The 26,084-nt window shown below is 66.9% G+C and carries 27 protein-coding genes; 8 read left to right on the top strand and 19 right to left on the bottom strand.

The genetic code is table 11. The features are described 5' to 3' along the window. Positions 1-30: 30 nt before the first annotated feature. Positions 31-207, bottom strand: coding sequence for a hypothetical protein (locus SLW56_RS16100; RefSeq protein WP_017916390.1), 177 nt, complete (start codon positions 205-207; stop codon positions 31-33). Here SLW56_RS16100 and SLW56_RS16095 point away from each other — a divergent pair. Further along, positions 206-394: a hypothetical protein gene (locus SLW56_RS16095; RefSeq protein ID WP_320695145.1), complete on the top strand. Its 189-nt coding sequence runs from the start codon at positions 206-208 to the stop codon at positions 392-394. The two genes, SLW56_RS16100 and SLW56_RS16095, sit on opposite strands and share 2 nt — an antisense overlap. 82 nt (positions 395-476) lie before the next feature. On the opposite strand, the gene SLW56_RS16090 is transcribed toward SLW56_RS16095, so the two are convergent. The 8 genes from SLW56_RS16090 to SLW56_RS16055 form a co-directional block, all read right to left on the bottom strand. Next, positions 477-1,715 carry an EAL domain-containing protein gene (locus SLW56_RS16090; RefSeq protein WP_152237024.1) on the bottom strand — a complete coding sequence of 413 codons (1,239 nt, stop codon included), beginning with the start codon at positions 1,713-1,715 and terminating at the stop codon, positions 477-479. 382 nt (positions 1,716-2,097) lie between these two features. Further along, the gene (locus SLW56_RS16085) at positions 2,098-2,709 is read right to left on the bottom strand and encodes a CPBP family intramembrane glutamic endopeptidase (protein ID WP_320695144.1); all 612 of its coding nucleotides are present in this window, start codon (positions 2,707-2,709) and stop codon (positions 2,098-2,100) included. A 309-nt stretch (positions 2,710-3,018) separates the two neighbouring features. After that, positions 3,019-4,095 (bottom strand): hypothetical protein, encoded by a 1,077-nt coding sequence (locus tag SLW56_RS16080; protein ID WP_320695143.1) that lies wholly within the window; start codon positions 4,093-4,095, stop codon positions 3,019-3,021. Between the two features lie 69 nt (positions 4,096-4,164). After that, positions 4,165-4,641 carry a hypothetical protein gene (locus SLW56_RS16075; protein ID WP_320695142.1) on the bottom strand — a complete coding sequence of 159 codons (477 nt, stop codon included), beginning with the start codon at positions 4,639-4,641 and terminating at the stop codon, positions 4,165-4,167. A 50-nt stretch (positions 4,642-4,691) separates the two neighbouring features. Beyond that, on the bottom strand, positions 4,692-5,672 hold the full coding sequence (locus tag SLW56_RS16070; RefSeq protein WP_320695141.1) for a P-loop NTPase fold protein: 981 nt from the start codon (positions 5,670-5,672) through the stop codon (positions 4,692-4,694). Between the two features lie 31 nt (positions 5,673-5,703). Further along, positions 5,704-6,543 (bottom strand): NrdJb, encoded by an 840-nt coding sequence (locus SLW56_RS16065; RefSeq protein ID WP_267116995.1) that lies wholly within the window; start codon positions 6,541-6,543, stop codon positions 5,704-5,706. 87 nt (positions 6,544-6,630) lie between these two features. Continuing rightward, positions 6,631-7,308, bottom strand: coding sequence for a hypothetical protein (locus SLW56_RS16060; protein ID WP_320695140.1), 678 nt, complete (start codon positions 7,306-7,308; stop codon positions 6,631-6,633). Positions 7,309-7,499: 191 nt separating this feature from the next. Further along, on the bottom strand, positions 7,500-10,772 hold the full coding sequence (locus SLW56_RS16055; protein ID WP_267085013.1) for an LAGLIDADG family homing endonuclease: 3,273 nt from the start codon (positions 10,770-10,772) through the stop codon (positions 7,500-7,502). A gap of 495 nt (positions 10,773-11,267) precedes the next feature. On the opposite strand from SLW56_RS16055, the gene SLW56_RS16050 reads away from it, so the two are divergent. Next, positions 11,268-12,701 carry a Do family serine endopeptidase gene (locus SLW56_RS16050; protein ID WP_017913191.1) on the top strand — a complete coding sequence of 478 codons (1,434 nt, stop codon included), beginning with the start codon at positions 11,268-11,270 and terminating at the stop codon, positions 12,699-12,701. Between the two features lie 10 nt (positions 12,702-12,711). Here the strand turns inward: SLW56_RS16050 and SLW56_RS16045 are convergent, their stop codons facing one another. Next, entirely contained in the window at positions 12,712-12,939 is a 228-nt protein-coding gene (locus SLW56_RS16045) for a hypothetical protein (RefSeq protein WP_320695139.1), read from the bottom strand. 174 nt (positions 12,940-13,113) lie between these two features. On the opposite strand from SLW56_RS16045, the gene SLW56_RS16040 reads away from it, so the two are divergent. From SLW56_RS16040 to SLW56_RS16015, 6 genes are all read left to right on the top strand, one after another. Further along, a complete protein-coding gene (locus SLW56_RS16040) occupies positions 13,114-13,485 on the top strand; it encodes a hypothetical protein (protein ID WP_010340149.1) in 372 nt (123 codons plus the stop codon). 7 nt (positions 13,486-13,492) lie between these two features. Beyond that, positions 13,493-13,969, top strand: coding sequence for a phage holin family protein (locus SLW56_RS16035; protein ID WP_152237030.1), 477 nt, complete (start codon positions 13,493-13,495; stop codon positions 13,967-13,969). Further along, positions 13,966-14,460 carry a hypothetical protein gene (locus SLW56_RS16030; protein ID WP_267110498.1) on the top strand — a complete coding sequence of 165 codons (495 nt, stop codon included), beginning with the start codon at positions 13,966-13,968 and terminating at the stop codon, positions 14,458-14,460. Before SLW56_RS16035 ends, SLW56_RS16030 begins: the two co-directional genes overlap by 4 nt. Positions 14,461-14,629: 169 nt before the next feature. Next, complete coding sequence (locus SLW56_RS16025; protein ID WP_017910745.1) at positions 14,630-15,742, top strand: AI-2E family transporter; 1,113 nt, start codon at positions 14,630-14,632, stop codon at positions 15,740-15,742. Between the two features lie 112 nt (positions 15,743-15,854). After that, complete coding sequence (locus SLW56_RS16020) at positions 15,855-16,571, top strand: HAD family hydrolase (RefSeq protein ID WP_017910744.1); 717 nt, start codon at positions 15,855-15,857, stop codon at positions 16,569-16,571. Positions 16,572-16,620: 49 nt separating this feature from the next. Continuing rightward, positions 16,621-17,991 (top strand): leucyl aminopeptidase family protein, encoded by a 1,371-nt coding sequence (locus SLW56_RS16015; RefSeq protein WP_148829544.1) that lies wholly within the window; start codon positions 16,621-16,623, stop codon positions 17,989-17,991. Between the two features lie 86 nt (positions 17,992-18,077). On the opposite strand, the gene SLW56_RS16010 is transcribed toward SLW56_RS16015, so the two are convergent. The 9 genes from SLW56_RS16010 to SLW56_RS15970 all read right to left on the bottom strand — a co-directional run bounded on the left by SLW56_RS16010 (position 18,078) and on the right by SLW56_RS15970 (position 26,028). Next, positions 18,078-18,740 carry an NYN domain-containing protein gene (locus SLW56_RS16010; protein ID WP_026144719.1) on the bottom strand — a complete coding sequence of 221 codons (663 nt, stop codon included), beginning with the start codon at positions 18,738-18,740 and terminating at the stop codon, positions 18,078-18,080. Between the two features lie 265 nt (positions 18,741-19,005). Beyond that, positions 19,006-20,367, bottom strand: a complete 1,362-nt coding sequence (locus tag SLW56_RS16005) for a VOC family protein (RefSeq protein ID WP_152237035.1) — start codon at positions 20,365-20,367, stop codon at positions 19,006-19,008. Positions 20,368-20,758: 391 nt separating this feature from the next. Beyond that, complete coding sequence (locus tag SLW56_RS16000) at positions 20,759-21,349, bottom strand: hypothetical protein (protein ID WP_226977710.1); 591 nt, start codon at positions 21,347-21,349, stop codon at positions 20,759-20,761. A gap of 148 nt (positions 21,350-21,497) precedes the next feature. After that, a complete protein-coding gene (locus tag SLW56_RS15995; RefSeq protein WP_039729194.1) occupies positions 21,498-22,256 on the bottom strand; it encodes an HAD family hydrolase in 759 nt (252 codons plus the stop codon). Between the two features lie 221 nt (positions 22,257-22,477). Beyond that, on the bottom strand, positions 22,478-22,855 hold the full coding sequence (locus tag SLW56_RS15990; RefSeq protein ID WP_320695138.1) for an EF-hand domain-containing protein: 378 nt from the start codon (positions 22,853-22,855) through the stop codon (positions 22,478-22,480). A gap of 226 nt (positions 22,856-23,081) precedes the next feature. Then, entirely contained in the window at positions 23,082-23,471 is a 390-nt protein-coding gene (locus SLW56_RS15985) for a hypothetical protein (protein ID WP_017910737.1), read from the bottom strand. Between the two features lie 79 nt (positions 23,472-23,550). Next, positions 23,551-23,748, bottom strand: coding sequence for a CPXCG motif-containing cysteine-rich protein (locus SLW56_RS15980; protein WP_010340161.1), 198 nt, complete (start codon positions 23,746-23,748; stop codon positions 23,551-23,553). A gap of 29 nt (positions 23,749-23,777) precedes the next feature. After that, positions 23,778-24,467: a M15 family metallopeptidase gene (locus SLW56_RS15975; protein ID WP_267123128.1), complete on the bottom strand. Its 690-nt coding sequence runs from the start codon at positions 24,465-24,467 to the stop codon at positions 23,778-23,780. 196 nt (positions 24,468-24,663) lie between these two features. Then, entirely contained in the window at positions 24,664-26,028 is a 1,365-nt protein-coding gene (locus tag SLW56_RS15970) for a peptidoglycan-binding domain-containing protein (RefSeq protein WP_320695137.1), read from the bottom strand. Positions 26,029-26,084 lie beyond the last annotated feature (56 nt).

The raw sequence follows: 26,084 nt of genomic DNA, 5'->3' as shown, positions 1-26,084 counted from the left end.
TCGCATCCCGACAGCAACGGCCTGTGCGACTCAGCGCAGCGGCACGCGCGAGCGGAACTCGGACAGAAACAGGCCGCGGAGCCAGCGATGCGCCGCATCGTGCTCCAGGCGCGGATGCCACAGCATCGATACGGTGATGGGCTCGGTGACCACCGGCAGCGCGAACGTGCAAGCAGGCTCGCGCAGCATGTCGGGCTGCGCCGCCATGAACGAGGCCGGCACCAATGCGATCAAGTCCGAGCCGCGCGGCTGGGTGCGCACCGACATGGGCGGGCCGCAGGCGCGCCTGTACATCGACGACAGCATCTTGCCCCTGCTCGACACCATCGATGCCGCCCACGGCCGCGGCGGCCTGCACTACCTGGATTACCTGGGCCGCGTGGTGCCGTGGTAGAGGACGCCGCGTGATCGGCCGCAGGCCTGCATCGGCGAAGCTTTCGATCGATCGCGCCGCGCCTGCAAGGACGAACCGCGGCTCAGCCGGCGTCGGACAGCGCCAGGGCCAGCGCCGCATCCTCCGACAGCGGCCGTGACAGGAAATACCCCTGCACCAGATCGACCTGCAGCTCGCGCAGCGCGTCCAGTTCCTGCGCCGTCTCCACACCTTCGGCCAACACCTGGGTGCCGATCTCGTGGGCGAAGTTGGTCAGCCCCTTGGCCAGCGCGCGGCGGCTGCGGTCGGAATGGATGCACTGGGTGATGCTCATGTCGAGCTTGATGACGTCCGGCTGCAACTGCAGGATGTGACGCATGCTGGCGTAGCCGGCGCCGGCATCGTCCACCGCCACCTGCGCGCCGCGCTCGCGCAGCGATGCCAGCGCCTGCGCCAGCGTCTGGTAGTTGCGCACGATGGCGTGCTCGGTGATCTCCAGGGTCAGCCGCGCCACCTCGGCATCGGCGCCCAGCACGCCCGCCAGCGCCGCGGAGGTCATCAGTTCCGGCGACAGGTTCACGCTGAGCCGGTACTGCGGCGGGAACCGCCGCAGATGGGCCAGCGCCTTGGCCAGCACATGCAATTCCAGGCGGATGCCGACCCCGGCCAGCTCGGCCTGCTGGAACCATTGCGCCGGCCCACGCTGCGGCGCCACGTCGAAACGGGACAGGCACTCGAATCCATGCAGGCGCAGCTCCTGCAGCGCGAATACCGGCTGGAACACGATGCGCGGCGCGCCCGCGGCCAGCGCGCCATCGATCTCGTCGATCATCGCCTGCCGTTCCAGCTTGTGCGCCTCCACCTCGTGCAGGCGCAGCGCGAAGATCTCGGCGAACGCACGCAACATGCCGATGTCGCGCTCGCCCAGATCGTGCCGCGGCAGGAAACTGAAGCAGCACAACGTGCCGTAGATCCGCCCTCCCACCTGGATCGGCACGCTCATGTGCGCACCGATCGGAATCTCCTGCGTCGCCGGAATGCACTGCGCCGCCGGCAGCAGCGAGGTGTCGGGGATGAGTTGCGGCAGCTCGCCCTGCGCCACGCCCATACAGTAGCCATCGGCGAACGGCAGGATCTGGCCCTCGTGGATCGGCCCGTCGGGCGGCCCGTCCACGTGATCGAGCACGCGATCGGTCTTGCGGAAGCGCGACAGGAACGCCACGTCCATGCCCAGATGCCGACGCACCACGCGCAGGCAGCGGCGCAGTTCGCGGTCGCTGATCTCGCCCGACAGCAGCTCGAACAACGGATGCGGTGCTGGTAGATCCTCGGTCGACGCCATCCCGCTTCTCCCCTGAAAGCGTTGCGGCCCGTGCGGCGCGCACCGCGCACGGCGCTGCGCCGTAGGCGAGGTGATCGAGCGGCCGGAACCCGGACCTTCCCCGTTGTCCAGCGGGCGACACGTCCGTGTCATTCGACTGTAAAGCGTGACGTACAGCCGCGAAAGCGCTGGCCTGTTCAGGAATCAAGCTGTCTACGGCAGCGACCGCTTCGGTGAGTCCGCCGCCGCGAATCCAGCCAACGGGCGGGCGACCACCGGCGCTGGAGTGATCAGGCATGGTGGCCGACGCCGTGTCGTCGATGGAATGGGCGGCCGGGCTCGCGCATGCCGACGCTGCGACCAGCCGGTGCACGTCACCCTGCCGGCGCGCGCGCCCAGCGCATCAGACGTAGACCATCAATCCCAGCAAATCCAGCGCGGCATGCGCCACGATCGCCGGCCACAGCCGCCCGGTGCGCGCCACCCACCAGCCCAGGATCAGCCCTATCACCACGATGGCGATGGTGCCGACCGGCCCCTGATAGAGGTGGTACGACGCGCGGATCGCCACGCTGACGTTCACCGCGAACGCCGGGCTGTGCCGCCGTTCCAGCGCGCGGATCACGTAGGCGCAGACGAACACTTCCTCGAAGATCGGATTGAGCAGCGAGACCAGCACCACCACGCCCGCCGACAGTGGCCCGGCCACCATCGCGTCCATCGACGGATTCACCTCGGCCGCCACGCTGTCGTTCAACAGATTCAACGGGTAGGTCGCCACCAGACAGGCGGCCAACAGCGCCAGGCCCACGCCGATGTCGCGCGCCTGCCACTGCAGCCCCAGCGCCTGCGGCGTCCAGCCGCGGAACCACAGCGTCGGCAGCAACAACGCCAGCACCAGCAGCTCGTAGAACACCATGCCCCACAGGTTCGCGTCGGAAAACGACGGCTCCACCACCGGCGCCAGCACCGCCAGCGCACTCCAATAGATCGGCAACCCGAATGCCACTGCCATCACCAGCAGCAACTCGCCCCAAACGCCTGAGGGTTCCCCACGTTCCCGCATCCACACTCCCCTGTCGTTCGCTGCGCGCCGGAACGGCGTCGCCGCCGCTTTCCACCAGGGGCGCACCGTAGCAGGGTGGCATGACCAGGGACATCGGTGGCGGCGTCACGCGACGGCGTGCAGTTCAACCCGGCGCGGCGTGATGCGCGCGGCGCGTAGACCAATCCAGTCAAGCTAGTACAGCGCGTCCCGGGTGCACTGCGGCAATTCCCGGTCGGCACTTCGACCGGTGCATAGCTTGCGGCACCTGACGTCTGATCAGAACTGCCCACGCTCGACGTCCCGACGCCAGCGCTCCGGCTTCGGCGACCAATCCCCTTCACCCAGCACGGCCTGGACAAGGTGTTCGAGCGGATAGCCCAGGTGCTGCGCAGCGGCCACGCCACCGTCGTCCATGCTTGCTTCAGCGACGAACGCACGAAACGCGGGTTCGTCCCCGGCGGCGAGTGCCGTGATCTTCTTGGCCAGATCGTAGGAAAGCTCATTGCCATCGTCGGTCGCCAGGAACGACTTTCCTGACCAGAACGTCTGGATGCTGTCCGCATTCCAGTACGCTGCATGGCGGGCCGGGATCTCATGCTGGAAATACTTCTGTGTGCTTGGCATGGCCAGATGCGGGAACATGGTGTGCTCGGTGTTGACCGCCAGGCCTTCGTTCAACCACGCTGGGATCGGCAAGTGCTGCAGCAAGCAATGCGTCAGCTCGTGTGCGATCACAGGCTCCATCGCGTCCATGATCGCCAGTGGCACCACGAAGTGCCCGTAGCCGGCCCTGATGAACATCCCCGAGGACATCGCATATTCCCCGCCCTCGGGGTAGTAATTGGAGACATAGCCGTAGTAGTCGTCGTCATCGGCGAACACGATCAGCACATGCTTGCCCATGCCCTGCTCGACCGCCAGCGCCCCCAGGTTGCCACGGATCCTGGCCAGCATGCGCTGGCAGGTCTGCAGCACCACCGTTGCCGGCCGCGCCTGCAGATTCGAGAGCAGCAGGAAGTCGGCGGACTCGGTCACCGCATAGTGCTCGCCCAACTGTTGGTTCAAGACCTCCAGCCATTGTCGCGCGGCAGAGGTCCAGTAGACATGCAAAGCGTCCGCCCCCGCGTCCGCTGGCTCAGCCTCTGCAATGGCCTCCCAATTAGGAATGGGCATGCTGGCATCGCTGTCCCAGTGCATGCCTACGCTCACGCGCTCCATCGGCACCGCTGGAAGGGCTTCCAGCGCGCGCTCCCGCCTGTTGGCCCGTCGCGCCAGCACAACCGTGAGCAAAAAACCCACAAACACGAATAGCAGGATGGCTCCTGAGATCCATCTCTCCTGGCCTTGAATCATCTTTCCGCCCCCTGCGGCTTTTTACTTTATCGACATCATTCCTGACCGCATGAAGTGCAGCCGGCCCTGTTATCGATTTTCCCTCTCAGCATTAACCATATATCCAGAGCTTAGAACTAGTTTTGCATATTTATTGATAGAAAGAAAAGATGACGATAAATTAGGGTAATAGCCATTCAGTTCTGACATCAATACATTTCGGATATTGGCAGGATAGTCGTAAGAATTTACTTGATCCATATCAAAAACTTTCCTTGCCGACATCAAACTCAAACCAAGATATTCAAGCAATACAGCTGAAATATTTTTTGTCTTTGGACCAGCATCCCGGTCAAAGCTATCACGAGGAACGGTGTAGGCTATTTCAACGTCCCTCTTGATGCTCTCACTTATCTTTTCGCGCGCCTGACCAACAGATCCAGATGCAATATCTTTCAGAAAAGATGGAGACGAATAATAAAGCCCAGATAAATAAAAAAGCCACAAAACATGCAGAGGGTTCTTATCTTCACCTTGAGTTATGAAACCGGAGGCTTCCACGGCCAAAGAAAAAACTTGCTCTTGAGTCCTATAGTCAAAACCAAAAGCTTCGGAAACTAGAACCCAAGTATCCGCGATAGTAAATTTTCCCCAGCGGACTGAGACTGGCGTGGCAATCCCAACTCAAAATTCGGAGGCGACCACCCCGTTCTAGCAATGAAACCCTTTGCGAAACCTGTTCCGCCAACTTTCGGCAATGAATACTCTCGATTAAATAAGCGACGCAGATACCTTCGACCGTCGAAATCAGAACCATAAACAGCACGAACCGAACTTTGCAGCTGATCGATATTAGTTGAAACGACGTACACAACATCCTTTATGCCAAAAATATGCTTTATTTCTTCAAGCAATTTAATTGCATAGGATGGCCGACACCGATCGAGCTCATCGACAAAAACAAAAAGAGGGATATTTTTGCCATTCCCGCAAACCAACCCCAGGAGCCCAGTTAATGAGGACTTGAATGCGATCAACTCTTGCTTTCTTGAATCATGTTCTAAAAGTGCTTTCTCAAACAGACCATCCAGTACGTCATCCATTTTTATAGACGAGCCTTCACCATCATCTTCATTAGACTCGACAAAAACATCCATGAGCTCATCGACTGCAATAGATGTAGTTTTCTTAATAACCCCTTTAATTACCAGTCCAGCTGCAGGCATTAGCGCTCTACGCAGATTCTTGATCGACTTTTTTCTTAGTTGATTAGCTTTCTCAACGACCAGTTCTGCTTTAGGCAAGTAGACCTTGATCTCGGACAAAATAGCTGCCATCAAGCTAATAGCAGCCTCGTCACCAATATCATTCTCCCACGCATCGAAGTAAACAACAGGATGACCTGCCGCGCGCAATTCATCACACCAGTTGATCACAAAGAAAGACTTTCCCGCACCCCAATCCGCATCTAGCGCGACTGTCAAACCACGCTCGCTAGCGGCTAGAGATGCAGATTGAGCTTTAAGAGATTTTGTTAGATAGTCAGCCAGCGGCTTTCTATCCAGCAGATCGCCAGCCCAGGTTTGGGACTCACCCATAAGAAATCCTTTTCTTTTCGAATTTATTGGCTCACCCGCACTTCGAATACCCACAATTCAAACAAGTAGCACACCCATCCATAATGACGAGCGCCTTGGTATTGCACTTGTGGCACATCGTGGCCGACGGCGGGAAGCTCGCGCCGTCGCCGGTGACGGCGATGTCCTCTTCGTGGTCGGCGGTGGAGTCGGCGGAAACCGCCCCCTCGTCCGCCCTGCGGGCACCTTCTCCCGCAGGAGAAGGAACAGCCGGCTTCACTTCACTGTTTTTTTTTGAGCGCTCTTCGTACTGCTTGCGCTTCTCGGCGATCAGCGCGCGCTGGTGGTCGCTCATTTCCGGGTCGTGCAGCAGGCCGATCGACTTCATGTGCTCTTCGACGATGCTGCCCAGTTCGGCGACCAGCGACGGCATGTACACGCCGCCGGCCTTGAAGTAGCCGCCCTTGGGGTCGAACACGGCCTTCATCTCGTCGACCAGGAAGGTGACGTCGCCGCCCTTGCGGAACACGGCGGACATGATCCGGGTCAGCGCCACGATCCACTGGAAGTGTTCCATGGACTTGGAGTTGACGAAGATTTCGAACGGGCGGCGCAGTTCGTGTTCGGTGCCGGCGTTGAGCACGATGTCGTTGAGGGTCACGTACATGGCGTGTTCCACCAACGGCGATTTGATCTTGTAGGTGCTGCCGATCAGCACGTCCGGGCGCTCGATGCGCTCGTGCATGTGGATGATGTTGTCCGCCGGCGCTTCGGCCTCGGCGGTGGCGCGGTCGATCGACGAGGCGGGCACCGCGGCGGCGGCGTCGCGCGCCTTGTCCTCGGGGGTGACGACGGCGTAGCCCTTGATTTTCTGGTCGATCTTGATGGCCATGAGGCGTGCGTTCCTGGAAGGCAGAGCGGGACGGGCGTGGGCCCAGCCTCTCTCCCGCGCACGGGAGAGAGGGTGCGACGGGACGGCTTACTTCTTGGCGCGGGTGGCCGCGGCCTTCTTGCCGGCGGCCTTGCGCACGGCGGTCTTCTTCACGGCGGTGCTCTTCTTGGCGACCTTGGCGGTGCTCTTCTTGACCGCCTTGGCGACCTTCTTCACCGCTTTCTTGGCGACGGCCTTCTTCGCTGCAACCTTCTTCGCCGCTTTCTTCACTGCCTTCTTGGCAACGGCCTTCTTGGCGGCGACCTTCTTGACCGCCTTCTTCGGCGCGGCCTTCTTGGCGGTCACTTTCTTGGCGGGGGCCTTCTTGGCCGCGACCTTCTTGGCCGCGGCCTTCTTCGCCGGCGCCTTCTTCGCAGCCGCCTTCTTGGCGGTCTTCTTGCCGCCCTTGGTCAGCGCGGCCGCTTCGGCCTGGGCGCTGGCCTTGGCCGCTTCCAGCTTCTTGCGCGCGCTGGCGACGGTCTTCTTGACGGCCTTGCCGGCCTTTTCGGCGCGCTTGGCGACGGCCTTCTCGGCCTTCTTCACCGCCTTGCGGGTCTTGGCGACCTGGTCCTGCACGCGCTTCTGCACGGTCTCGGCGGTCTGCTTGACCGTGGCGACGGCCTCGCTGGCGGTGGCGGCGATGGTCTCGCCGACGTTGGTGGCGGTTTCTTTCACGTTCTCGGCGACCTGCGTCAGCGTCGCCGTGACGCCATTCCCATTGCTCATAAAACCCTCCTCAGGGTGTCAGTGTTTATGTCACGCGGGCGATGCTATACCGATTGCAGCGAAGCGGGGAGCCGGAAACGGCGACATTCGGCGGACGGTGGGGAAACGTTGGGGAAGCGCGGCGCACCGCACTTCCGGGGCTTCCACCGCCGCCCTCCCCTCCGCCGGCGCGAAGGGGAGACGGGACGGCGTCAGAACTTGCCGTAATACCCTTCTTTCAGCGCATCGAACAGGTTGGCGGCGGTGTGCATCTCGCCGTCGTATTCGATCTGTTCGTTGCCCTTGACCTCGACCACGCTGCCGTCTTCCAGCTCGAAGCGGTAGGTGGTGTTCTCCAGGTCCGCCTCCTTCACCAGCACGCCCTGGAAGGCGGCCGGGTTGAAGCGGAACGTGGTGCAGCCCTTCAGCCCCTGCTGGTGGGCGTAGCGGTAGATGTCCTTGAACTGCTCGTAGGGATAGTCGGTGGGGACGTTGGCGGTCTTGGAGATGGAGCTGTCCACCCACTTCTGTGCGGCGGCCTGCACGTCCACGTGTTCCTTGGGGTGGATGTCGTCGGCGGCGATGAAGTAGTCCGGCAGGCGCGCGGCGGCGTCCTCGGCGAACGGCATCGCCTTGGCGTTGACCAGGTGGCGGTAGGCCAGCAGCTCGAAGGAGAACACGTCCACCTTCTCCTTGCTCTTCTTGCCCTCGCGGATCACGTTGCGGCTGTAGTGGTGGGCGAAGCTCGGTTCGATGCCGTTGGAGGCGTTGTTGGCCAGACTCAGCGAAATGGTGCCGGTGGGGGCGATGGAGCTGTGGTGGGTGAAGCGCGCGCCCACCTCGGCCAGTTCCTCGACCAGCGCCGGCGCCACCTCGGCGATGCGCTGCATGTAGCGACTGTACTTGGCGTGCAGCAGCCGGCCCTCGATGTGCTCACCGACGCGCCAGCCATCGCGCACCATCTCCGGGCGCTGCCGCAGCATCGCCGCGGTGACCTCGAAGGTCTCCTGCATGATAGGCGCCGGGCCCTTCTCCTTGGCCAGCGACAGCGCGGTCTCCCAGCCGGCTACGGCCATCTCGCGGGCGATGGACTCGGTGAACTCGCACGACTCGGCGCTGCCGTACTTCATGCGCAGCATGGTCATGGTCGAGCCCAGGCCGAGGAAGCCCATGCCGTGGCGGCGCTTGCGCATGATCTCGTCGCGCTGCTGCTGCAGCGGCAGGCCGTTGACCTCGACCACGTTGTCGAGCATGCGGGTGAACACCCGCACCACTTCCTTGTATTCCTCCCAGTCGAAGCGGGCGCGCTCGGTGAACGGCTCGCGCACGAAGGTGGTGAGGTTGATCGAGCCGAGCAGGCAGGCGCCGTAGGGCGGCAATGGTTGCTCGCCGCAATTGTGGGCGTGCAGACCGTTGCCGTCGAAGGTGTTGATGCCGGGGACCTGCACGTCGTAGACGTCTTCGATCCCATCGGCGGCCACCGACTGCACGGTCGCCACGAAGCGCTCGCGGTTCAACTGGCGACGGTAGCCGGACAGCAGCGCCTTGAGGCGGTTGGCCTTGGCGGTGTCGGCAAAGCCCACCTGTTGGGCGAAGGCATCGAGGTTGTCGCCGCTGACGACCAGTTCGTGCTGCGCCTTGGTGGCGTAGGCACGCGTGCCGCCGTTCCCGTCGGGGAGCAACGCGGTGCCGGCGGGGCGCCGGTCGCGATAGATCTGCGAGGCGATGCCCAGCCGCAACAGCATGCGCTGCGCTGCCTCCAGCCGCGTCAGGTCGGACTGTGCCAGGCGCACGCTGACGCCCTTCTCCTGGCTGCCCTGCACCGAGCCGTCGGTGTCGAACAGGCCACGCAGGAAGCCGCGATGGAAATCGCTGGAGGTCTTCTCGACGGCCGGGGTGATCGTCTTGTCGCCCGGACGCAGGCCCAGCTCCAGCGCCAGATCGCGCAAGGCGGCCGACTTCAGACGGTACTCGCCACGGTCGCGCACCTCGCTCCAGCCGGCGAAGTCGGCACGGTGCGGCAGGCTGCGCGCGCAGCGCAGGGCTTCGTCCATCAGCGCCACCGGTGCCAGCGGCGCCGCATTGACGGCGGCGGCCTGCGGCCAGACGGACAACACGGCGGCGTCCTGCTTGAGCGTGCCGTCGCCCACCAGCATGCCGAGGAGGACACCTTCCTCGTAGCTGCGTGCGCCGCCCCACTCCGCACCGGCACGGTGATTGTTGAGCAGCACCCGGTCGCCTGCGACCAGTTGGTCCGCCTGGCACCATTGGGTGTCCAGCGACCAGCGGGTCTGGCGCACCACGCGCCGCACGCGGTGGTCTGCGGTCAGGCGCAGCGCGTAACCTTCCTGCGTCTGCAGTCGCACCACCTGCTTGTGCGCGGTCTTGAAGAAACCCTCCGCACCGGTGGCATGGTCGCCGCCATCGACCCGCGCCAGGAACGGCGTGCCCAGCAGATCGGCGACCTGACGCGGCCCCTCGGCGGTCTGCACCCAGGTATCGGCGGTCACGCAAGGGTTGGTCGCGCGGATGTTCTCGCACCACCAGTTGTTGTTCATTTCGTTGACGCGGTCGATCAGGATGAAGCCCGGTTCGGCGTAGTCGTAGGTGGAAACCATGATCATGTCCCACAGGTGGCGGGCGCGGATGTGCCCGTACACCTTGCACGCAACCAGGCCGTCGTCGCGCACGATGTAGTCCTTGTGGGTGGGCCAGTCGCGCCACACCACGGCACTGGCGTCGGCCAGGTCGACGTCGGCCTCTTCCTTGCGGTTCACCGGGAATACCAGCGGCCAGTCGGCGTCCTGCTCCACCGCCTGCATGAAGCCGTCGGTGATCAGCAGCGACAGGTTGAACTGGCGTAAGCGCCCGTCCTCGCGCTTGGCGCGGATGAAATCCTTCACGTCCGGGTGGGACACGTCGAAGGTGCCCATCTGCGCGCCGCGGCGGCCGCCGGCCGAGGACACGGTGAAGCACATCTTGTCGAAGATATCCATGAACGACATCGGCCCGGAGGTGTAGGCGCCGGCGCCGGCCACGAACGCGCCGCGCGGGCGCAGCGTGCTGAACTCGTAGCCGATGCCGCAGCCGGCCTTGAGGGTCAGCCCGGCCTCGTGGACCTTCTCCAGGATGCCGTCCATCGAGTCGGTGATGGTGCCCGACACGGTGCAGTTGATGGTGCTGGTGGCCGGCTTGTGTTCCTGCGCGCCGGCATTGGAGGTGATGCGCCCGGCCGGGATCGCGCCGCGGCGCAGCGCCCAGGCGAAGCGCTCGAACCAGTAGGCGCGCTGCTCCTCGCCGACCTCGGCGTCGGCCAGCGCGCGGGCCACGCGCAGGTAGGTGCCGTCGATGTCGGCATCCAGCGGATCGCCCTGCTTGGTCTTGAGCCGATACTTCTTGTCCCAGATGTCCTGCGACGCCGGCTGCATCGGGATGGGGTCGTGCTTGGATCCGGTCTGGACGACTTCCAGGCGCACCGTACTCATTCTGCTGTGTTCTCCTCGAACCTGTCCCGATGGGGCGGATGGGTGGTCATCCGCCGTGTGTCTTGTCTATATCGCACTTGCGCTGCACGGCAGCGACGGCCGCGGCAGCGCACGCGGCGCCTGCCCTCGACCGATCAAAAATCCCCTGATTCCGCGACGTCCCCTGTCACCGTCCCGTCATGCACCGCCGAGCGCGCCCCTGAATGTGAAGTCCTGGTGAAGAAAACCCTAGTTCTAGTGCCGTACCGAATCGATACCGCTACATGTAGTGGCTAATGCAAGCGTGAACGCTAACGCCGGGCAGGCCGACTGTCAACGTCGTCGCGCGCCGATCACGTGCCGTCGAGCGGGTGTGCACGCGGGGTGCCGTGGCGGCCTTGCGCAGGCGGCGTCGGAACGCTTTCACTGGCGGTTAAACGCCGCGCGTTCATCTTGATTTACGCGCACGCGCGCCCATCTGCCCCACGTCTCCCGTGTTCCCCGGAAACCGACCCCATGCGACCGCTGCCCACGCTGCTGACCCTGACCGCCGCCGCTGCCTTCGGCGGTTTCGCCGCCACCGCCATCAATGCGCAACTGGACAACCGCGCCGAGGCGGCGCCGGTCGCGGCGCCGCCGCTGTCCGGGGCCGCGCGCCTGCCGTCCGCGGTGGCCGGCGAGCCGCTGCCGTCGCTGGCGCCGATGCTGCAGAAGGTGATGCCGGCGGTGGTGAGCATCAACACCAAGCAAGTCGTGCGGGTGCGCAATCCGTTCTTCAACGACCCGATCCTGCGCCGCCTGTTCCCGGACATCCCGCAGGAGCGCATCAACGAGTCGCTGGGTTCGGGTGTGATCATCGACGCGAAGAACGGCTACGTGCTGACCAACCACCACGTGGTGGAGAACGCCGACGACGTGCAGGTGACCCTGGCCGACGGGCGCAGCTTCAAGGCCGAGTTCATGGGCTCGGACGCGGACACCGACATCGCGCTGATCCGGATCAAGGCCGACAACCTCACCGAGATCCGCCTGGGCGACAGCGACAAGCTGCGCGTGGGCGATTTCGTCGCGGCCATCGGCAACCCGTTCGGCTTCACCCAGACCGTCACCTCCGGCATCGTCTCGGCGATGGGCCGCAACGGCATCCGCGGCCTGGGCTACCAGAACTTCATCCAGACCGACGCCTCGATCAACCCCGGCAACTCCGGCGGCGCACTGGTGGACCTGCGCGGCGAACTGGTCGGCATCAACACCGCCAGCTTCAACCCGCAGGGCAGCATGGCCGGCAACATCGGCCTGGGCCTGGCGATCCCGTCGAACCTGGCGCGCGCGGTGGTCGACCAGTTGATCAAGAACAACGGGGTGATGATCCGCGGCACCTTCGGCATCGAGACGCAGAACCTGACCACGCAGATGGCGCAGGGCCTGGGCCTGTCGGCGCCGCGCGGGGCGCTGGTGACGCGGGTGCTGGCCGGCTCGGCGGCCGCGGCCGCCGGGCTGCAGCCGGGCGATGTGATCACCGGCGCCAACGGCGAGCGCCTGGACAGCGCCGAGGCGCTGCACAACTACGAGGGCCTGCAGCCGGTGGGCAGCACGGTGACCCTGGACGTGCGCCGCGACGGCAAGCCGCTGCAGCTCAAGGCCACGCTCAAGGAACAGCCGCGTGCGATCAGCGGCGAGTCGCTGGATCCGCGGCTGAGCGGCGCAACCTTCGCCGACCTGCCCGAATCGCTGCGCCAGTCAGGCATCTCCGGCGTGCTGATCGGCAACGTGGCGCGCGGTAGCCGCGCGGCGCGCAACGGCCTGGCCAGCGGCGACATCGTGGTGGCCGCCTCGGTCGGCGAATTCGCCGACCTGGCCAGCTACCGCGCCAACTTCGCGCGCAAGCCGGCGCAACTGGTGCTGCGCGTGGTGCGCGGCGGCGCGCAGGCCGACCTGGTCATGCAGTGAGCCGGCACGCTCAGTCCAGGCGCGCGGCGTAATCGTCGCGCACGTGCTGGTTCAAGTAGGTGGTGAGACCGCGCCCGGCGGCGGCCAGGCGCTGCATCTCCATGACCTGGAGCAGGCCGGGATGCTGACGGTCGTAGCGGTAGGTGGCGCCGTCGGCGAAGCGCAGCAAGATCCAGTCCGGGCCGCTGTCGTAGGCGACCACCCCGGCATGGCCGCTCCGGTTGCCGTACGCGTGCATTACAGTCACTCCGGGACTTGGCCGCTCGGCGGCGAGCGCCGACACTATGGCGCACTGCCTGCGGCGACGAGCTAACACCCCGTACACCCCGCCGATGGTATTGGTGTCGCCCCGTTCTGCGCAGCGTCCGCGATGGCGGACGGCAGGCCCCCAAACCCCAGAGGAGACATGCCCATGAATGCCAGCCCGACCAATACCGAGAACCTCAAGGACAACCTGAGCGAAGCCGGCGCGCACCTGAAGTCCGCGGCCAGCTACGCCGGCGACGCGATCAAGGGCGCTGCCGGTGCCGCCGGCGAAGAACTGAAGCTGGGCAAGGCCAACGTCAAGGCCGAGCTGTCCGACAGCGCGCTGTCCGGGTTGGCGGCGGCCGAGTTCGGCGGTGCGGCGGCGAAGGAGCAGGTGGACGTGCTGCTGGACAAGGGCCGCGACCTGATCGACAGCGCCGCCGAGCTGATCCGCGAGCGTCCGTTGGCCTCGTTCGGCGTGGCCTTCGCCACCGGCTGGATCATCGCCAAGCTGGCGCGCAGCGGCGGCGACAAGTAAGCCGCGCGTGAGCGAGGAGCAGGCCCGCACCGACGGCGCCCCGGCAGACGCCGCGGCCGCACCGTCGCTGGAGGAATCCTTCCGCGCGCTCGGCACGGCCGGGCGCGAAGGACTCAATGCCACCCTGGACACCGGCCGCGCGCTGCGCAAGCTGGTGGCCGCGGACTTCGCCCTGGCCCGCGCCGCACTGGCGCGGGCACTGGTGTGGCTGACCGTGTCGGTGGCGTTCGGCGCCTCGGCCTGGATGCTGCTGATGGGCGCGATGATCGCCCTGCTGCAGCGCATGGGCTGGTCGTGGCTGGCGTCGATCTCGGCGACTGCGGCCTTCAGCCTGGTGGTCACCGCGCTCGGCGCCTGGCAGGCGCTGCGCTACTTCGACATGAGCAAGCTCGACGCCACCCGCCGCCAGTTGGCCAAGCTGGGCATCGGCGGCGACGACGAGGACGGCGACGAGGATGTCGCCAAGCGCGAGGCCACACCATGACCCTGCGGCAATTGCAGCACCGCATCGCCCGCGCCGAAGCGGTGCTGGAAGGACGCCAGGAGCAGGTGCGCACGCACTGGACGACCCTGCAGCAGGTCTGGCGCGAAGGCTGGACGCCGTGGCGGATCGTGATCGTCGGCCTCGGCACCGGCTTCCTGGTCGGCCGCGCCGAACCGGCGGCGGTGGTCGGCAAGCTCGGTGGCGCGCGCTGGCTGCAGATGCTCAGCGCGCTCTCCAGCCTGATCAACGCCACCACCGCCAAGAGCGCGTCCGATGACGCCGAGCGCGCCTCCGACGATGCCGAGGAAGCGGCGGACACCGCACAGGATGCGGCCGTGGATGCCGCCACCCAGGCCCCGCCCCCCGCTGCACCCGTTCCCCCATCCGCTGTCCGCCCGCAGCCGCCGCGGCCGCCGATGGCCTCGCGCCCCGGGCAACCCGCCGCGGCCGAAGCGGCCACCGACCTGTCCGAGCGCCAGGGCAAGGACTGACGTTCCTGGGCGGCGCGTGGCTGGCCTGGGCCGCCACGCCGCGCGCACGCGGCGGCCACGCCGCCTTGATATCGCGCCGGCCACGATCCGGCCTACACTTCGCTTCCTTTTCGACGCCGTTCGGCGCGTGCACTGCGGCGCGCGCCGCGGCCACTGCATCGCAGGTCCGATGAGCACAGTTCCCGATCCCGCGGTCGTCGCCGACGACGCCCCGCACGGCCCCCTGCCGCCGCCGCCCGCTCCACGCCCGCGCGGACCGGTCTCGCTGGTGGTGCTGGCCACCCTGGCGGTCTGCTACACGCTGTGGGCCGCACAGGACGTGATCCTGCCGATCCTGCTCGCCGCCTTCTTCGCCCTGGTCGGCAACCCGATCCTGCGCATGCTGCAACGGCTGTACCTGCCGCGCTTCCTGGCCGCGCTGCTGGTGCTGCTGTCGGGCATGGCGGTAGCGACGACGCTGACCGTGCAACTGGCCGGCCCCGCCGCCGAGTGGGCGCAGCAGGCGCCGGCACAGCTGCGCCATCTGGCCACCCAGGTGCGCGACCTGACCAAGCCGATGCAGCAGGCCAACCAGGCCGCGGAGAACTTCGCCCGCGCCGCCGGCGGCGAGAGCGGACGCCGCGTGCAGGTGATCCGCACGCAGATGGACGACCCGTACAAGGCGCTGGTGCGGACCCCGCGGGTGGCCGCCTCGGCGCTGGCGGTGGTGTTGCTGACGTTCTTCTTCATGGTGTTCGGCGAGAACCTGCAGCGCCATGCGATCGCGCTGCTGCCCAGCCGCCAGCAACAGAAATTCACTACCGAGATCCTGCGCTCGATCGAACGCGAGGTCTCGCGCTACGTCCTGACCATCACCGTGATCAATACGCTGGTCGGCCTGATCTTCGCCGGCATTCTGATCCTGCTGGGCATTCCGCCACAGGAAGCGCTGCTGTGGGGCACGGTGGTGGCGCTGCTGAATTTCGCGCCCTACGTGGGGCCGCTGATCGGCGCGGTGCTGATGCTGCTGATGGGCTTCGTCGCCTTCCGCGAACCGCTGAGCGCGGCGCTGCCGGCGATCCTGTACCTGGCGCTGCACACCCTGGAAGGCCAGGTGGTGACGCCGATCGTGCTCGGCCGGCGCATGGCGATCTCGCCGCTGATGCTGATCCTGGCGCTGATGCTGTTCGGCTGGCTGTGGGGCATGATCGGCCTGCTGCTGGCGGTGCCGCTGCTGGTGTGCATCAAAATGGTGCTGGCGCGGGTCGAAGGCATGCAGCGTTGGGCGCGGCTGCTGGAGTGAAGCCGGGTTTGGGGAGTCGGGATTGGGGATTGGCGGAAGCGCGCGAGTGCTGTCTACCGGGCCCGGCCCGCGGCGGCGGCGACGCTTGGCGTAAAATGCGCCGGTGACTTCCATGCCCTCCTTCCCCGTCCGCGCGATCACGCTGGATCTGGACGACACCCTGTGGCCGTTCGCACCGATCGGCGCGCGCATCGAGCAGGTGCTGCACGACTGGCTGCTGCAGCACAGCCCGGCCACCGCCGCGCGCTTCCCGGTCGCGGCGATGCGGCAGCTGCGCGAAGCGGTGTTCGCCGCGCATCCGCACCTGCACCACGACCTCAGCGAACTGCGTCGGCTGACCCTGCGCCGTGCGCTGCAGGACAGCGGCGCCGATGAAGCGTTGCTGGAACCTGCGTATGCGGTGTTCCATGCCGCGCGCAATCAGGTGGAGTGCTACCCGGACAGCATCGCCGCGCTGGAGCGCATCGCCGCGCGCGTGCCGGTGGTGGCGCTGAGCAACGGCAACGCCGACCTGGCCACGATCGGCCTGGACCACCATTTCGCCTTCCAGCTCAGTGCCCGCGAACACGGCGCGGCCAAGCCGGACCCGGGCATCTTCCGCGCCGCCTGCGCGCGCCTGGGCCTGCCCTGCGCACAGGTGCTGCACGTGGGCGACCATATCGAGATCGACGTGGTCGGTGCGATGCAGGCCGGCCTGCGCGGTTGCTGGATCAACCGCGAGGCGCAGGCCTGGCATCCGCCGACCCCACCCGATCTGCACTTCGACACCCTCACCGGCCTGGCCGACTGGCTGGACGCGACCCAGCCGGCCGACGCGGCGCGCGCCTGATCCGCGCCCTCTCGCCCACCGGTCTTCTCCCTCTTCCAAGGATCCGCTGATGTCCCTGCCGACCGGCTTCACCGACGCCTCCACCCATGCGCTGCCGCTGTACGTGCTCGACCGCGAGCACCTGGCCGAATGGCGCGCGGCGCAATCGCCCGCGTGGGTGGCGTGGATGGACACCCAGCAGTTCATGGCCGCGCCGGGCAGCGTGCTGCTGCTGCCGGGTGCCGACGGCGTGGCGGCCGCGGTGCTGGGCGTTGGCGATCGCGGCGATGCGTATGCCTACGCGCATGCGCCGTTCGCGCTGCCGGCCGGCAGCACCTGGCGCGTGGACAGCGCGCTGGACGCCGACACGCTGGCGACCCTGCACCTGGGCTGGGGCCTGGGCAGCTACCGCTTCGCCCGCTACAAGCAACCGCCGCGGCTGCCGGCACAGTTGCTGGCCACGCCGCAGGCCGAAGTGTGCGACCTGATCGCGGCCAGCCTGCGCGTGCGCGACTGGGTCAACACGCCGACCGAGCACATGGGGCCGGAGCAACTGGAAGAGGCCGCACGCGCGATCGCGCAGGAACACGGCGCGCAGTTCGAGAGCATCGTCGGCGACGCGCTGCTGGAGCAGAACTTCCCGGCGATCCACGCGGTCGGCCGCGCCTCGCACCGCGCGCCGCGCCTGCTGGTGCTGCGCTGGGGCGAAGAGGCGCATCCGCACGTGGCGCTGGTCGGCAAGGGCGTGTGCTTCGACACCGGCGGCCTGGACCTGAAGCCGGCCGACGGCATGCGCAACATGAAGAAGGACATGGGCGGCGCCGCACACGCGCTGGCGCTGGCCGGGCTGGTGATGGCGCAGCGCCTGCCGCTGCGGCTGACCGTGCTGTTGCCGGCGGTGGAAAACGCCGTCGGCCCGAACGCCTTCCGCCCGGGCGAGGTGATCGCCACCCGTCAGGGCACCAGCGTGGAGATCGACAACACCGACGCCGAAGGCCGCCTGGTGCTGTGCGATGCGCTGGCCTACGCCGGCGAGCAGCGCCCCGACGCGATCCTGGATTTCGCCACGCTGACCGGCGCGGCGCGCATCGCCCTGGGTCCGGATCTGCCGGCACTGTTCTGCAACGACGACACGCTGGCGCAGGCCTGGATCGCCGCCGGCGAGCGCACCCGCGACCCGGTCTGGCGCATGCCGCTGTGGCGTCCTTATCTGCGCTACCTCACCAGCTCGGTCGCCGACCTGGCCAACGCCGGCTCGCGCATGGCCGGCGCGGTGACCGCCGCCCTGTATCTGGAGCGTTTCGTGCCGGCGCGGCAGGCCTGGGCACACCTGGACGTGTACGCCTGGAACGACAGCGACCGCCCCGGCCGCCCGGCGGGTGGCGAAGCACTGGCGCTGCGTTCGGCGTATGCCATGCTGAAGGCGCGTTACGCGGGTTAATCCGGCGGGAGCGCGGCGCGCGACCTAGATCTTGTCGAGCACAGCACCTCGCGCCATCCGTTTCGAATTCCGAGGCGCGGAACCGGTCATGCCGCCAGCGCGTCCATCAGAGATTTAGCTGTCGACACAATCATAAGATCTGCGTTCTCGACCACATCCTCTTTTGTTCCATGGCCGAGACTGAACAAATAGAGTTGCGCGCCTTCCCGACGCGCAAACTTCATTGCAGGAATGAAGTCACTGTCTGCCGTGACAAGTACGATGACTTCCACATGCTTTTTTAGAGTCAAGGCAGCGATATCCATGCCGATACGCATGTCCACGCCTTTTTGCTTGATGACCGGTTTCAGGTCCGAGCTTTTCAGCTTCAACGTGTCAGACCCGGCATCGTAGTTCCCCGCGCTCTTCAGCGACTTGAACTTTGCCATCCAACCATCGTGGCTGCATTCGCCCTGACGAAGCGCAAAATGGGGAAGCTTGGCAACATCCCTCACCAAGGCCACGTTGGATTGGAACACAGGCGTCTTGTCGTACTCGATGACCTCGCCAGTGACAGGCTGCTCAACCGATCTTCCAAGTGGCGCAGCGTCGTAGTAGTAGACGCGATGCAGAAGGCAATCCTGAAGGCATTCGTGCTTGCGAATTGCCTCTACAAGTTGCTGTATGCGGTTGGCGGAAACTTCACCGCTTGACTTCAATTTTCTTTTGACGAATCCCGCATCCAGCAGGACGGCAAAGCGCCGATGCATGCCCATCTCCCTAGGCAATAAGATGGCCGGATGCAGGTGGGGGGCAAGCCCCGCTTATATGTCACCTGCAAACGGCCGGTTTTCGGTTCAAATACTGATACCAATCGACGGTACCGTCAAGTGAAACCCTTACCAGTGACGCCGGCAGTTTCAAATCAGGCGACATCATTGGTGGTGCAACCAAACCTCGGACATCCAGAGACAAGTAGCCACGACGTCGGACATCGTCCTTGTCTTACCGCCGTTGACAACAGGAACACAGCTGTCAACCCGCCAACGCCTCCAGCGAATCGCGCTCGATACCGGCGTAGATGGCGAACTCGTCGTGCACCGTCGCGCCCAGCGCCTGCTCGAACGCGGCGCGGTTGGCGTGCGCGGCGTAGGCGCGCTGTTCGCCGCCGCCGAGGTTGGACTGGAAGATGCCGGCGGCGCTGACCGGCAGGAAGTCCTCATAGACGATCGGGTCGGCGCTGGCCAGGCCGTCGGCGATCAGCGCTTCGGCCGGCTTTCCGGCCAGGGCCTCGGCGCCGGCGGCGCGACCGGCGTCGGTCAGTGCGTAGCGGAAGTAGCCCAGGCCCTCGCGGCGCAGGGTGGCGTAATCGTCCGGGAAATCGGCGAAGGCCGCCTGCAGGCGCGTGGCGTAGTCGGCACCGGCGCTGCCGTCGGCGGCGCGTGCGCGTTCCAGCAACGCGTCGTACAGCGCGCGGCCCTTCGGCGTCAGGGCCAGCCCGCGCTGCTCGATCTCGCCGAACCGCGCGGTGTGGGTGCCGGCCTCGGCGTCGTCCGCGCCGGCGGGGAAGCGCACGGTTTCCTCCAGTGCCTTGAAGCTGGTCTGGCGCAGCAGGATCGGGCAGGCGCGACGCGGCGGGCCTTCGATCACCGCCTTGGCATCGATGCCCCGGCGCAGCATTTCCGCCTGCGCCGCGTCGATGTCCAGGGTACGCGGGGTCAGGTGGTTGATGTGCGGGCCATGGAAGCTGACCACGTCGGCGATCAACTTGTGCGCCTCGCTCAGCGCGCGGTAGGTCGGCAGGCTCACGGTCGCGTCGCTGTGCCAGCGGAAGGTTTCCAGCGCCTCGGCGACGAAGCGCTGCGCGTCGGCGTCGGCCAGGCCGCCGTCGCGTTCGCACTGCGCGATCAACGCGAGCGCGCCGTCGGTGAAGATGCGCCGCTTGGCGAGGATCTGCGCCGCCTGCTCGCGCAGCGCCGGGTCTTCGATCAGCTCCAGCCGCAGCAGCGAGGTGAACACGCGGAACGGATTGCGCGCCAGCGCCGCCGCCTCCAGCGGGCGGAACGCGGTGGAGTGCACCGGCACGCCGGCCACCGACAGGTCGTAATAGCCGACCGGCGCCATGCCCATCACCGCGAACAGGCGGCGCAGCGTGGCCAGTTCCTCGGCGGTGCCGACGCGGATCGCGCCGTGCCGCTCCTGGTCCAGGCGCGCGCGTTCGTCGTTGCGCTGCAGCTGCGCCTCCAGTGCCGGGTCCGCGGCCAGGGTCTGCGCATTGACCTGCGCCACCAGCTCCATCAGCGTGCCGTACAGCGGCACCTCGGTGCGGTACATGTCGGACATGGCCTGCGCGAACAGGCTGCGGATAGCGTCGGGCGAAACGAAGGCATTGGTCATCGGGCGGTCCGGGACGGCGGTGGCGCCGGCGGCAGGACCGGCAGAACGCCTATTCTCGCGCTGTGGCGGCGGCGCGGCCAGTGCGGATGAATGCGCGGCGCGTACCGGTGCGGCACGCGAGTGGCCGGCACCGCTGTCTCCTTCTCCCGCCGGGAGAAGGTGCCCCGCAGGGGCGGATGAGGATCCGGGCGCAGCCTTGTGCACCCAAACTGCCTGGGGCGCTGCGCGCCCCGACCCTCACCCCAACCCCTCTCCCGGGGGGAGAGGGGCTTGTGTGCGCTGACGTTGATGCATACCGGTGCCTGCATGCCGTGCAGGGCAACGGGACGTTCGCGCAACGACATGGGCGCACGTGCAGGCGGCCGCTCTGTGTCGTTGTGCTGCACCGCGCTTATTGCGTACGCGTGGATCCGTCCTGCGGCTGTGCCGCGGCGCGATCGCGTGCGGCGCGGTCGCCCAGTTGCCGGCGCAACAGCGCGTCCAGCACGATCGGCCGATCCCAGTGGTCGTAGCTGGCGACGATGGCATGGCGCAGCGCGCGGTAGGCCAGCGAGCCGGGCGGCGCGTCCATGTCGCTCGCCACCACTGCCCAGCCGGCAGGGACGCCGGCCGCGGTGCGGGCGCGCACCACCTCGCGGTAAGGCCGTCCCGCGGCCTTGGCCAGGAACGCGGCGACATAGACATCGCGCGGCGGCCAGCGCCGCTCGCGCAGCAGCACCTCGGCATAGCCTCGCGGCATCTGCGCGTAGCGCGCCACCTCGTCCAGGAAGCTGTCGGGGTAGCGCGCGGCGTAGCGGTCGATGTCCAGCAACTGCCGATCGATCCAGGCATCGTCGGTACCGGGCACCTCGACCGGTGCCGTTTCCCCGCTCTCGAAGGCAGGGGCGCGCGCGGGCGCTACCGTCCCCTGCGCCATGGCCGGGCCGACAGCCAACAGGGCAGCGCACAGGAACAGACCGGCAGGAGACGGAAGCGGAGGCATGCGTCGATTCTGCCGGAGGCAGTGGGCGCTGTCAGCGCGGCAAGCTGGCAGGGATGTGCACCGCAGGCTCGGCGGTGTCGCGGCTGAAGCCCCTCCTACGCGACAAGGCCAGAGGCCGGTACGCCACGCCGCCTGACGCGGCAGCGGCTCAGCCCCGCTGCAGGCTCGCCGCATGCCGGTTGAGATCGGCCACCGCCTGCGGCCAGTCCGCGGCCGCGGCCACTTCGCGCAGGCGCGGTTCGTCGGCCGACAGCCCGTGCTCGGCCTCGTGCGCCCAGGTGGTGGTGTACGGCGTATGGATGCCCCAGCCGCCGAGCGCGATCACCGGCTCCACGTCCGAGCGCAGCGAGTTGCCGATCATCACGAAGCGCTCGGCGCCGATACCGAACTCGGACAGCACCTTGGCGTAGGTCTTGGGATCCTTCTCCGACACCACCTCGATACGCGGGAACAGCTCGCCCAGGCCGGACTGCGCGATCTTGGCTTCCTGATGGAACAGGTCGCCCTTGGTGATCAGCACGATCTCGAACTCGGCCGCGATCGCCGCCACCGCCTCGCGCACGCCGGCGATCACCTCCACCGGATGCTGCAGGGTGGCGCGGCCGATCTCGACGATGCGCCCGATGTCGTGCGCGGAAATGCGCGCCTCGGTCAGCTCGATCGCCGCTTCGATCATCGACAGGGTCATGCCCTTCACGCCATACCCGAAGACCTTGAGATTGCGGCGCTCCACCGCCAGCAGATGCTGCAGGGTGCCGGCGTCCTGCAGGTCCAGGTACTGGCCGAGGATGGCTTCGAACGCGGCCTCGGCGTCGCGGTAATAGTCCTCGCTCTTCCACAGGGTGTCGTCGCCGTCGAAGCCGACCAGGGCGATGGGAGAGGAACGCAAGGCGGTAGGTGTCGGCATCATCCGCCAAGCATAGCAGCGGGTCGCCGACCAATAGACGACAGGCACTGTCCTGCAGCACAACGCACGACGGCGGCCCAAGGCCGCCGTCGTGGTGAAGCGTCAGCGTGCACCACGAGGCTCGTGGTACACCAGGGTCGCTCGTGGTACACCAGGGTCGGCCCCGGCCAGGCGGCGCGCGTCCTCATCGCCGCGCGACCGCCTTGCCGGTACCGCTCCGGTTACTGGCCGCCGTTGCTGTCGCTGCCGGTCGCCGCGCCGCCCTGCTGCTTGGCGACGTAGGCCTTGTACTCGTCCGGGGTCAGCTTGCCGTCGTGGTTGGCGTCGGCTTGCGCGAAGATCTGGCTGAGGCCGGCGTTGACCTGCGCCTCCTGCTTGCTGATGGCGCCGTCCTTGTCGGTATCCACGTCGGCCCAGGTCTGGGCGCCGCCGGAGGCCGCGCCGGCCTGCCCGCTCTGGCCGGTGGCGCTGGTGGACGACTGCGTCTGCGCCTGCGCGGCGGCATCGGCCTGCGCGTCCTGGGCGAACGCCGGCAGGGCCAGCGCGGCGGCGAGAAGGGCGGCGGTACCGATCAGCGGGGTGCGGGTGCGAATGTTCATGGGTGGATTCTCCTTGGCTCTCTCGGTGTGGCATGTCCGGTCGATTCCGGAACACGGCGCTACCGTGCCGGTCTCAGACTGAATCCATTCCCTGTCGAAATTCGCCGAAAAACGCTTCGTTAACCACGGCGTCCGCGCAGCGCGTTACCGCGCTGGTTAGGGATCGGTGAGCACGCGGTAAGGCGACCATTCAAGACGTTTGGATTGCAGAAAGAAAACGTCTGTTTCAGCGTGTTTCGTGACCGCCGTCGCCGGCGTTTTCGCTTGAACGCGCCCTGAATACGACCCACGCCAGGGCCACGCCGGAGAGGGCGCCGGCCACTTCCAGCACCACCCGCGAGCCCAGTTCGTCCGGATCATGGATGCTGGCCAAGGCGATGCGCGCGTACAGCGGCGACTCCAGGCGCACGATGCTGGTGTAGAACAGGTTCCAGCAGTCGATCCCGGCCGCCACCGCCACCGCGATCAGGCAGGCGCCGCCCAACTGCTGGCCCTCGGACCAGCCCAGCCGCCGGCCCAGCCATTGCCACAGCGCATACACCAGGAAGCCGACCGCCAAGGCGATCAGCCCGGCTTCCAGCGAGCCCAGCAGGCCGAAGTGCAGCGGCAGGTTCATCGGGTGTCCTCGGTCGGCAAGGCCGCAAGTCTAGAGGGTGTCGCGCATCGGCGTGCGCCGCGCCACGCCAGCACGCGAATCAACTGGCGTTTTCGGCGATCGCGCTCACCACCGGTGCGCCGTCCTCGTCCCAGCGCACCGTCATCAGCATCGGCTTGCAGCACACCTGGCAGTCCTCCACGTACTGCTGCACGTCCACCGACGGATCCAGGGCGACGTCGATCCATTCGCCGCAGTAAGGGCATTGCAGGTCGACGAACTGGTGCGTGCCGGTCATGGGTGGTCCGTGGCGAAGACGAGGAGGCGCTAGCGCACCGGCACGTCGAAGGCGACGCCGGGGCTGGGCTCGGGCTGGAAGGTGTAGTGCCACCATTCCATCGGATAGTTGACGAAGCCGCGCGCGGCCATCGCCTTCAGGAGCTGCTGACGATGCCCGCGCTGGGTGGCGTCGATGGCCGGCGTGTCGGTGTGCGCGCTGGGGTCGAAGAAGTCGAAGCCGGTGCCCATGTCCACTGCGCGGCAAGCGCCCTGGCGGCAGTCCAGCAGACCCAGATCGACGGTGGCGCCACGGCTGTGGCCGGAGTGTTCGGCGACGTAGTCGCCGAGCAGCACGCCCTTGTCGAGCTTGGGGTAGTAGCGCGCCTTGGCGACCTGATCCTGCGGATCGCGCGCCCAGGCGACGAAGGCGCGGACCGAGCGCTGCGGCCGATAGCAGTCGAACACCTGCAGGCGGTAGCCCTTGGCCTGCAGGTCGCGTTGCACCTGCGCCAGGGCCTTGGCCACCGGCGCCAGCAGATAGCACTTGGGCGCGTCGTAGCCGGGCACCGGGCGACCGGTGAAGTTGTCGTGGCCGGCGTAACGGATGTCCATCGCGATGTCCGGCGCGAGCGTGTGCACGTCGACCAGTCCCGCCTGTTCCGGCGTGGTCGCCGGTGAGGTGGTCGGTTCCACCGCGAACGTAGCAGGCACGACGGCGAACGCGAGCGTCAGGCCCACTGCGCGCAGCGCGCCAGCCCGGCGCCCAGGGCGCGACGAAGAAAGGTGGCGGCAGAAGCGGTCATGCGACATGTGTGCAGCATAGGCCATGGCCGCGGCCGCTGTCCTGCCGCGCGCCTGCAACGACGCGCGATGCGAACTGCGCAAGGCAGGGCGGCCAGCGGCACGTGCCGATGACCGCCCTGCGCGGGGCGACTCAGCGCCCGGGCGTCTGAGACTGGGTCTGGGTGCGCTGCTGGTCCTGTACCTGCCGCTCCTGCGCCTGGCGCTGGGTCTCGGCCGCCAGTTGCTGCTGGCTCTGCTCCAGCGGCACGGTCGCCGCCTGCTGACGGTCGACATACGCGCGATGCACGTCGTGCGCGTTCTCCGGATTGCGCTGCACCGCGATCATGCCGCGGCCATCGGTGCTGGCGACCAGGTCGTCGATGCGCGACATGCCGCTGACCTTGGCCTCGAACGCCAACTGCCCGGCCGCACGCTGCATGGACTCGCGGTCGCCGTAGCCACCGTTGCGCCCCTGCTTTTCCAGCTGCGCGACCGCCTGGTCGAACAGCGGACTGTCGCGCCGCAGTTGCTCCACGCCCTGCTGCCGCTGCACGCTGCGGTCGATCGCGCCCAGCGTCTCCGGGCCGGCCTTGCCGTCCACGCCCTTCAGGTGCTGGTCCTGCTGGAACTTCTCCACCGCCGCTTCGGTCTTCGGGCCGTAGGTGCCGATCGCATCCTTGGCCTCCAGGTAACCGAGCGTGGCCAGTTTCTCCTGCAGGCCCTTCACCGCCTCGCCCTGCGCATTGCGCGCCAGCACGCCGTTGTGCGCGGCCGGCTCGCGATGGCCGTCGTGCGGCTTCGGCGCGGTGTGCCCGTCGCGCTGCTCGCCGGGCTTGGCCACGGTCTTGCCGAGGTCGGCCAGCTTGAGCAGGTCGGCCTTCTCGTTCTCGGCACGGTTCTCCAGCGAGTCCAGAGTCTTCTGCTTGTGCACGCGCGGGAACAGCTCCTTGACGTGCTCGGCCTTGTAGTCCTGCACCGCGCTGACGATCTCCTTGTCGGAAATCTTGGACAGATCCGCCTGCTTGCCGAACTTCTCTTCCATGGCGCGCAGGAACACGCCGGACCCGCCCGGCTTCTTGTCGCTGCCCGGACCGTACTGGACCGCGGTGCTCCACATCGCGTCCTGCACCGCCGGGCCGCGGTCGGACAGGTCCATGCCCTTGTCCTTGAGCCGGTCGACCAGTTTGTCGAAGTGGGTGCGCTTGATGTAGTCGTGCTGTTCCTGGCCGAAGCCGGGGTCGGTCTTGGCCAGTTCCTTCCACTTGGCGCTGAACTCGGCGGAACCCGGCTTGAGGCCGGCGAAGTCGTCGCTGTACTTGCTGTCCTTGACGAACGCGGCGACGGTGCCGCCGTTGATGACCTTGCCCTCACGGGTCGTCGTCTGCGAGGTCATCTGGTACGAGCCGTAGGACACGCCGCCCGGGTCGTCGACGCCGGAGGACACGGTCGACGCGCCGCGGCCGCCGGTCTCGTAGTGTTTGGAGGTCTGGCCCAGTTCCCAATCCTTGTCGCTCATCGCGTTCTCCTTGGCAGGACGCGCGGCGTGGAAAGCGCCGCGCGTCGGGTTCGATA

Source organism: Xanthomonas sp. LF07-6 (assembly GCF_034105445.1).
Classification (GTDB): domain Bacteria; phylum Pseudomonadota; class Gammaproteobacteria; order Xanthomonadales; family Xanthomonadaceae; genus Xanthomonas_A; species Xanthomonas_A sontii.
The sequence above is the reverse complement of the archived record's forward strand: the minus strand, read 5'-3'. Positions and strand labels throughout refer to the sequence as shown.

Bases quoted from the DNA above. Each gene is read 5' to 3' on its own strand.
- SLW56_RS15980 (WP_010340161.1), bottom strand. From the start codon at position 23,748: ATGACCGGCACGCACCAGTTCGTCGACCTGCAATGCCCTTACTGCGGC.
- SLW56_RS16055 (WP_267085013.1), bottom strand. From the start codon at position 10,772: ATGAGTACGGTGCGCCTGGAAGTCGTCCAGACCGGATCCAAGCACGAC.
- SLW56_RS16045 (WP_320695139.1), bottom strand. From the start codon at position 12,939: ATGCACGCGTACGGCAACCGGAGCGGCCATGCCGGGGTGGTCGCCTAC.
- SLW56_RS16025 (WP_017910745.1), top strand. From the start codon at position 14,630: ATGAGCACAGTTCCCGATCCCGCGGTCGTCGCCGACGACGCCCCGCAC.
- SLW56_RS16070 (WP_320695141.1), bottom strand. From the start codon at position 5,672: ATGGGTGAGTCCCAAACCTGGGCTGGCGATCTGCTGGATAGAAAGCCG.
- SLW56_RS15995 (WP_039729194.1), bottom strand. From the start codon at position 22,256: ATGCCGACACCTACCGCCTTGCGTTCCTCTCCCATCGCCCTGGTCGGC.
- SLW56_RS15985 (WP_017910737.1), bottom strand. From the start codon at position 23,471: ATGAACCTGCCGCTGCACTTCGGCCTGCTGGGCTCGCTGGAAGCCGGG.
- SLW56_RS16030 (WP_267110498.1), top strand. From the start codon at position 13,966: ATGACCCTGCGGCAATTGCAGCACCGCATCGCCCGCGCCGAAGCGGTG.
- SLW56_RS16095 (WP_320695145.1), top strand. From the start codon at position 206: ATGAACGAGGCCGGCACCAATGCGATCAAGTCCGAGCCGCGCGGCTGG.
- SLW56_RS15970 (WP_320695137.1), bottom strand. From the start codon at position 26,028: ATGAGCGACAAGGATTGGGAACTGGGCCAGACCTCCAAACACTACGAG.
- SLW56_RS16090 (WP_152237024.1), bottom strand. From the start codon at position 1,715: ATGGCGTCGACCGAGGATCTACCAGCACCGCATCCGTTGTTCGAGCTG.
- SLW56_RS15990 (WP_320695138.1), bottom strand. From the start codon at position 22,855: ATGAACATTCGCACCCGCACCCCGCTGATCGGTACCGCCGCCCTTCTC.
- SLW56_RS16050 (WP_017913191.1), top strand. From the start codon at position 11,268: ATGCGACCGCTGCCCACGCTGCTGACCCTGACCGCCGCCGCTGCCTTC.
- SLW56_RS16020 (WP_017910744.1), top strand. From the start codon at position 15,855: ATGCCCTCCTTCCCCGTCCGCGCGATCACGCTGGATCTGGACGACACC.
- SLW56_RS16065 (WP_267116995.1), bottom strand. From the start codon at position 6,543: ATGGCCATCAAGATCGACCAGAAAATCAAGGGCTACGCCGTCGTCACC.
- SLW56_RS16010 (WP_026144719.1), bottom strand. From the start codon at position 18,740: ATGCATCGGCGCTTTGCCGTCCTGCTGGATGCGGGATTCGTCAAAAGA.
- SLW56_RS16060 (WP_320695140.1), bottom strand. From the start codon at position 7,308: ATGAGCAATGGGAATGGCGTCACGGCGACGCTGACGCAGGTCGCCGAG.
- SLW56_RS16080 (WP_320695143.1), bottom strand. From the start codon at position 4,095: ATGATTCAAGGCCAGGAGAGATGGATCTCAGGAGCCATCCTGCTATTC.
- SLW56_RS16100 (WP_017916390.1), bottom strand. From the start codon at position 207: ATGGCGGCGCAGCCCGACATGCTGCGCGAGCCTGCTTGCACGTTCGCG.
- SLW56_RS16040 (WP_010340149.1), top strand. From the start codon at position 13,114: ATGAATGCCAGCCCGACCAATACCGAGAACCTCAAGGACAACCTGAGC.
- SLW56_RS16015 (WP_148829544.1), top strand. From the start codon at position 16,621: ATGTCCCTGCCGACCGGCTTCACCGACGCCTCCACCCATGCGCTGCCG.
- SLW56_RS16085 (WP_320695144.1), bottom strand. From the start codon at position 2,709: ATGGCAGTGGCATTCGGGTTGCCGATCTATTGGAGTGCGCTGGCGGTG.
- SLW56_RS16005 (WP_152237035.1), bottom strand. From the start codon at position 20,367: ATGACCAATGCCTTCGTTTCGCCCGACGCTATCCGCAGCCTGTTCGCG.
- SLW56_RS16000 (WP_226977710.1), bottom strand. From the start codon at position 21,349: ATGCCTCCGCTTCCGTCTCCTGCCGGTCTGTTCCTGTGCGCTGCCCTG.